Source organism: Bacillus badius NBRC 15713, from assembly GCF_001591605.1.
GTDB classification, from domain to species: domain Bacteria; phylum Bacillota; class Bacilli; order Bacillales; family Domibacillaceae; genus Pseudobacillus; species Pseudobacillus badius.
In genome coordinates this window covers 1-6526 of the sequence record NZ_BCVF01000072.1, presented here as the reverse complement: position 1 = coordinate 6526, position 6526 = coordinate 1, and the positions used below count along the sequence as shown (strand labels likewise).

Sequence of the window (6526 nt, the reverse complement as noted above, 5' to 3'; positions counted from 1 at the left end):
GCAGGAGTCTTCGCGTCTTCCATTGCAATCAGCGAAGGACAAAGTTCCGGCAGCGGTATAACGAAGCCTGTTTTAAAGTAAATAGAGTATAGGGTGAACAATTACTGCACTTTTTTTCTCAGAAGAAGGAAGCCAGCCACTGATAGGCCGGCAGCTGTCACCCAGCGCTTAATCCCTTTTCTTGGGCGCGGTTCTTCTTTTTCTTGGCCCAGCCCTTTAAAAAATGAAACTAAAAAGAGCAGCGCTTCTTTCCAATTCGTTTGTCCTAACAGCTGCAGGACGGAACGGTCGCCCTCGCTCCATTCCGTTGCTTCATCTAAACCTCCATTTAACCTTGCAATCACGGGACCAAGCTTTTCCACATTCAGCTGGCCGAGCGTACCGATTAACAGCAAGCCATTCTTCAGCGTTCTTGCTGCTCCCGGATTGTCTATCGCTTTAACAAGTATATCAATCACATGCTCACCTTCATCGAATAAACCAGCGGCTATATCGAAGCCGCCTTGTTTGTTCATCTTATCAAGGACAGTCAAAAAAGCACGCAAGGCATCCTTATGTTCAATTAACATCGCCTCCACTTCTTCTAAGTCGAGACGGCGCTGTTCTTCTTCACTGATTTCCATGCGCCGTATATGCGTAATCGCCTTAGCCACGCTTAGCCACCCCTTTCTTGACAAGATCACCCGGGAATACATAGTCAGGACGAGCCCATTTGTCTTCCACCCGTACGCCGATTTGCGGATTAGGGTTGCCGCGGCGATGATTTATGCGCGGCAGCGGACTTTTCCCTGTGTGCTGTAAAATCTCCATTTTTGCCTTCACTTCTTTATAGGCAGGGGTGTCTGTATTCTTGTCGGCCCGGCTGCTCGTTAAATAGTTGATAGTCCCTTTTCCTGAGTCGTTCATCGGTAGATAGACTTCCTTCCCTTTTACACGGTCCGTAACCAGACAGGAAACTTTCACATTTCCGTAAGGAGAAGTCAGCCGAACGACCGTGCCATCCTCCAGACCGCGTTCTGCAGCCAGCTCCGGTGACACCTCCAAGAAAACAGTCGGTGTTTTCTCCGAAATACCCTTTGATTGATAAGTTAGATTTCCTTCATGAAAGTGCTCCAGAAGACGGCCGTTATTTACTTGAATATCATATTCTTCTTCATATTGAATAGGCTCTGTCCACTGAACAGGAAAAAGCTTGGCCTTCCCATCTGGAAAGGGAAATCCATCTTCAAAAAGGAGCGGTGAGTCTGTTCCATCAGGAGCTACCGGCCATTGCAGCGTATGATAACCTTCAAGCCGCTCATAGGTTACTCCGGCGTAGAGAGGCATTAAATCAGCTGCTTCTGCCATGATCTCGCTCGGATGTCTATACGCCCAGCCGGCGCCGAGCCGATTGGCAATTTCCATAATGATTTGCCAATCCGGCTTCGATTCACCCAGCGGTTCAAATATTTGGTATAACCGCTGAATGCGGCGCTCTGTATTCGTAAATGTTCCTTCCTTTTCAAAAGAAGGAGCAGCCGGCAGCACCACATCTGCAAATTGGGCGGTTTTTGAGAAGAAAACATCTTGAACGACGAAAAAGTCCAGCTTCTCAAAAGCCTCATGCACATAGTTTAAGTTTGAATCAACCATGGCCATCTCTTCACCCTTAATATACATTACCTTTAAGTCTCCTGAGTGAATTCTTTCCACCATTTGATGGTTATTCAAACCAGGCTTGGCAGAAAGCCCTGCACCCCAGCCCTGCTCATACTTGGCACGTACTGTTTCGTCCTCCACTTTCTCATATCCGGGAAATCTCTCCGGCATGCTGCCAAAATCACTCGCCCCTTGCACATTGTTATGGCCGCGCAAAGGATAGCTTCCTGCGCCCGGCTTTCCATAATTGCCGGTTATAAGCAATAAATTGGAGATGGCCGTGCTTGTATCGCTTCCGCCCAGATGCTGCGTCACGCCCATCGCCCAAAGTATACAAGTAGAAGAGGCTTGGTGAATAGCTTCAGCAATGACAGTCATTTGTTCTTTTGGCACACCTGTTACCCTTTCGGCATATTCCAGCGTATAGGCGGTCAGGCTTTTCACATACTCGTCAAAGCCATTCACCCGTTTGTTCACAAACTCTTTGTCCACCCAGCCTTGATCGACCATATACTTGGCCACTGCCGAAATCCAGACAAGATCGGTTCCTGCTTGGGGCTCAATGAATAAATCCGCCCGTTCAGCCATTTCATGCTTGCGCAAGTCGGAAACGATCAGTTTTTGCCCTTTGAGCTTGTGAGACCGTTTGACCCTCGCAGCAAGCACCGGATGTGATTCCGCCGTGTTTGATCCGACAATTAACACAAGCCCAGCTTTCTCAATATCTTTGATGCTTCCGGAGTCGCCGCCGTAACCGACTGTCCGGAACAGCCCCATCGTTGCCGGCGTCTGGCAGTAGCGCGAACAGTTATCAATATTGTTTGTTCCGATCACAGCCCGGGCAAGCTTTTGCATTAAATAAGACTCTTCATTTGTACATTTAGAGGAACTGATAAATGCCAAGGAATCTGGCCCGTAGATATTTTTGGCATCAGAAAATTTTCGTTGAATCAGACTGAGCGCTTCCTCCCATTCTGCTTCACGGAACGATTCTCCTTCTCTAATAAGCGGCTTCGTCAAGCGCTCTTCACTGTTGACAAAATCCCAGCCGAATTTGCCTTTTATACAGGTAGAGATGCCATTAGCCGGCGCTTCTGCTTGCGGCTCGACCTTTAAAATTTTTCTTCCTTTCGTCCAGACATCGAAGCTGCAGCCGACGCCGCAATATGTACAGACAGTTTTCGTTTTCTTCACGCGCGCTTCCCTCATTGCTGCCTCCATATCAGAAATAGGCATAATCCAGCTATAGCTTGTTTCCACATTTTTCGTAATTTCAATCATCGGCCGCAGTGTATCTTCCGGAAGGCCGGTTAAATAACCAGCTTCGCCGACCATTCCTTTTTCCATCATCGCATTGCAAGGACAAACGGTTGAACAGTGCCCGCATGATACACACGATGATTCGTTAATGCTGACGCCATGATCCCAAATGACACGCGGCTTCTTCAAGCTCCAATCAATGGAAAGCGTTTCGGTTACTTGGACATCCTGACAGGCCTCTACGCAACGGCCGCATAAAATGCACTGATCTGGATCATATCGGTAGAAAGGATTAGAATAATCCGCCTCATATGGCTTTGGCGTAAACGGCTCGCTCTGATGTTCGATTTTCATTTGCTTCACCGTGTTATGTACTTCACAGCGACCGTTATTATAATCGCATACTGTACAGTACAGTTCATGATTATGCAAAATGCGGTTCATTGCTATGTTCTGTGCCTTCTTTGCATCTTGTGATTCCGTAGTAACCGTATCGCCATCCTGAACGATAGTAGAACATGAACGCACAAGCTCTCCATTTACTTGGACAATGCAAGTATCACACGTTTCAATGGGGCCAAGCGACGGATGGTAGCATACACTCGGTATATCAACATCATATTCCTTGAGTGCCTGCATGATCGATAGGTCTCCCGGTATCCTTCTGCGCTGGCCGTTGACGGTAATATGGACAAACTCTGTCATAGCAAAAACCCTCCTCTTTTTTACTAATTGTGCTGCACGCGTCCTTCTCCATACTGAATAACAACTAGCCGCCAATGAAAAACGAACATTCTGTTTTTTCGCTAGTTTTAACAGTACCCCCTCTTATTAGCGGTAAACAAAAAACAGGGTCTATGTGAGTTACTGCTGCACGGGCTGACTTTGAACTAGGGTCATTGTCAAAATCTTTATGAATTTAACGGCAAAAGCTATTAAACAAATAAATCGGCTCCCTAACTCTCCTAAGGCAATTAGAAAAGCCTGTGAAAAAATAATCCGGCTCCCTCTATCGGTCCTGTCCATCTATTCAAATACGAAACTAAGTATTCCAAGTAGGAATATAGGTTTTAAACTCTTATAATAGGAAGTACATACTGAATTGAATCGCTTGACGTTTCCAATGAATACGTCTTGAATGAAAAGTAACGGCAAATAATTGATTTTATGAAGGAAGTGTGGAATGTGTCCAAGGATTTATTTATCAGAACCAGCCTTCAGAAACAGTGGCTCGAAACATTATCCAAACTGGAAGAAGACTTTAAAAGAGATTCACAGAAAAATGATAAAGAAGCAGCCTTTCCAAAAGAAAATGTGAAAGCTCTTGTGGAGGCGGGATATACAAAGCTGACTTTGCCCGTTGAATATGGAGGAGGCGGTATCCGTGTCACCGATATGGTTCTTTTTCAAGAAACGATCGCCAGCCTCGATAGCGTAACCGGGCTGGCGATCGGCTGGCATCAAGGCGTTGTCGGTGAGCTGTATGAGAAGAAGCTGTGGCAAGAAACGAAATTGGCTTCGTTTGCTGAGGAAATCTTGAGCGGGGCGTTAGTAAACAGAGCGGTCAGCGAAGCCCAAACCGGAAGCCCGACACGCGGCGGCCGCCCCGGAACAAATGCAGCCAAAAAAGGCGCGAAATGGGTGATTTCAGGGCAAAAGAACTTTACAACCATGTCACCTGTGCTCACTCATTTTCTCGTTTCAGCTTGGGTCGAAGAAAAACAAGGAATTGGTTTTTTCTTAATTGACAGAGAAGCTAAAGGATTATCGATTAAAGAAACTTGGGATGTGATCGCGATGAGAGGATCAGAAAGCCATGACCTTGTTCTTGATGAGGTAGAAGTAGACGAAGAGAATTTCGTCGAACTAAACAACGGTCCAAGAGGCGATAAGATCAATGGCTGGATTCTTCATATTCCGGCTTGTTATTTAGGCATCGCCCAGTCCGCCCGCGATTATGCGCTGAAGTTTGCTGTTGAACATTCTCCTAACAGCATTAGCGGCCCGATTAGCCAGCTGCCAAACGTGCAAAATTTGATCGGACAGATTGACTTGGAATTAATGAAGGCGCGTCACTTTCTTTATAGTGTGGCAGAAGCTTATGACGACTCGGAACGCCGCCCACTGATAACGAATGAATTGGCAGCCGCCAAGCATATCGTCACCAATTCAGCTATTAAGATTGTTGATTTGTCGATGAGATTAGCGGGCGCCAAAAGCCTGCAAATGTCGAATCCGCTGCAAAGATATTATCGGGATGTCAGGGCCGGGCTTCATAATCCGCCGATGGATGATATGACCATTTCCAAGCTGGCACAAACTGCTATTACACATTCAGAAACGAATTAATACAGCTTTTCTTTAGGCAGTGCGGGTCCGTGCTGTCTATTATTGTTTATAGACCAGGAAAGTCTATACAGGCAACAGATGATCTAACGATGGAACCAAATCTTTACGACAAAAACTTTGACATCCGCTTAAAAATAATGTAAATTACCATTTGGACGAACATTTTTTCATCAATAAAACTTTAATATTCGTTTTTAGGAGTGTTTAATATGGAAAATGTATTTGATTATGAAGATATTCAATTAATTCCGGCGAAATGTATAGTAAATAGCCGTTCTGAATGTGATACAACTGTTACTTTAGGCGGGCGCACATTCAAGCTGCCTGTCGTACCGGCAAATATGCAAACGATCATTGACGAAAGAATCGCCGTTTACTTGGCGGAAAACGGTTACTTTTATATTATGCACCGCTTTAAACCAGAGGAGCGCACGGACTTCATTAAAGACATGAAGGCACGCGGATTATTCGCCTCTATTAGTGTAGGTGTCAAAGAAGAAGAATACAGCTTTGTCGAACAGTTGGCAGAAGAGCAGCTGATCCCAGAATATATCACAATTGATATTGCTCACGGCCATTCTAATGCGGTAATCGAAATGATCCGCCATATTAAAAAGCACTTGCCTGCCAGCTTCGTGATTGCAGGCAATGTCGGTACACCAGAAGCGGTAAGAGAATTAGAGCATGCTGGCGCAGATGCTACAAAAGTGGGTATTGGGCCAGGAAAAGTATGTATTACTAAAATTAAAACAGGATTTGGAACTGGCGGCTGGCAGTTAGCGGCGCTGCGCTGGTGCGCCAAAGCAGCAAGCAAGCCAATTATTGCGGACGGCGGCATCCGCACGCACGGCGACATCGCCAAATCTATTCGCTTCGGCGCGTCGATGGTGATGGTTGGCTCTTTGTTTGCCGGTCATGAAGAATCTCCAGGTGAACTTTTTGAAAAGGACGGAAAAGTCTATAAAGAGTATTTCGGCTCTGCATCAGAATTCCAAAAAGGCGAAAGAAAAAATGTAGAAGGCAAGAAAATGTATGTCGAGTATAAAGGCTCTTTACAGGACACTCTGACTGAAATGGAACAAGATCTCCAGTCTTCTATCTCCTATGCAGGCGGCAACAAGCTTGAAGCTATCCGCAACGTTGATTATGTCGTTGTTAAAAACTCCATTTTTAATGGAGATAAAGTCTATTAAATGCGAAAACGGGCGCTCTGAAAGAGCGCCCGTTTCAGACTGCAGATAAACTCAATGAAACTGGAAGTTTGTCCGCAGTCTTTTTC

Annotated in this window: 4 protein-coding genes; 2 read left to right on the top strand and 2 right to left on the bottom strand. The window is 45.6% G+C overall.

Translation table 11 applies throughout. The annotated features are described in order from the left end of the window. Positions 1 to 101: 101 nt before the first annotated feature. Both BBA02S_RS19235 and fdhF read right to left on the bottom strand, forming a co-directional pair. On the bottom strand, positions 102 to 653 hold the full coding sequence (locus tag BBA02S_RS19235; protein ID WP_052477209.1) for a DUF1641 domain-containing protein: 552 nt from the start codon (positions 651 to 653) through the stop codon (positions 102 to 104). Beyond that, positions 646 to 3603, bottom strand: a complete 2958-nt coding sequence (fdhF, locus tag BBA02S_RS19230; RefSeq protein ID WP_041113020.1) for a formate dehydrogenase subunit alpha — start codon at positions 3601 to 3603, stop codon at positions 646 to 648. Before fdhF ends, BBA02S_RS19235 begins: the two co-directional genes overlap by 8 nt. 462 nt (positions 3604 to 4065) lie before the next feature. Here fdhF and BBA02S_RS19225 point away from each other — a divergent pair, with 462 nt between their 5' ends. Then, positions 4066 to 5247, top strand: coding sequence for an acyl-CoA dehydrogenase family protein (locus BBA02S_RS19225; protein ID WP_041113019.1), 1182 nt, complete (start codon positions 4066 to 4068; stop codon positions 5245 to 5247). Positions 5248 to 5456: 209 nt separating this feature from the next. Beyond that, a complete protein-coding gene (gene guaC / locus BBA02S_RS19220; RefSeq protein WP_041099367.1) occupies positions 5457 to 6440 on the top strand; it encodes a GMP reductase in 984 nt (327 codons plus the stop codon). The last annotated feature ends 86 nt before the right edge of the window (positions 6441 to 6526 follow it).

Excerpts from the sequence above, each read along its gene's own strand:
- guaC (WP_041099367.1), top strand. The coding sequence starts at position 5,457 with ATGGAAAATGTATTTGATTATGAAGATATTCAATTAATTCCGGCGAAA.
- BBA02S_RS19225 (WP_041113019.1), top strand. The coding sequence starts at position 4,066 with ATGAAGGAAGTGTGGAATGTGTCCAAGGATTTATTTATCAGAACCAGC.
- fdhF (WP_041113020.1), bottom strand. The coding sequence starts at position 3,603 with ATGACAGAGTTTGTCCATATTACCGTCAACGGCCAGCGCAGAAGGATA.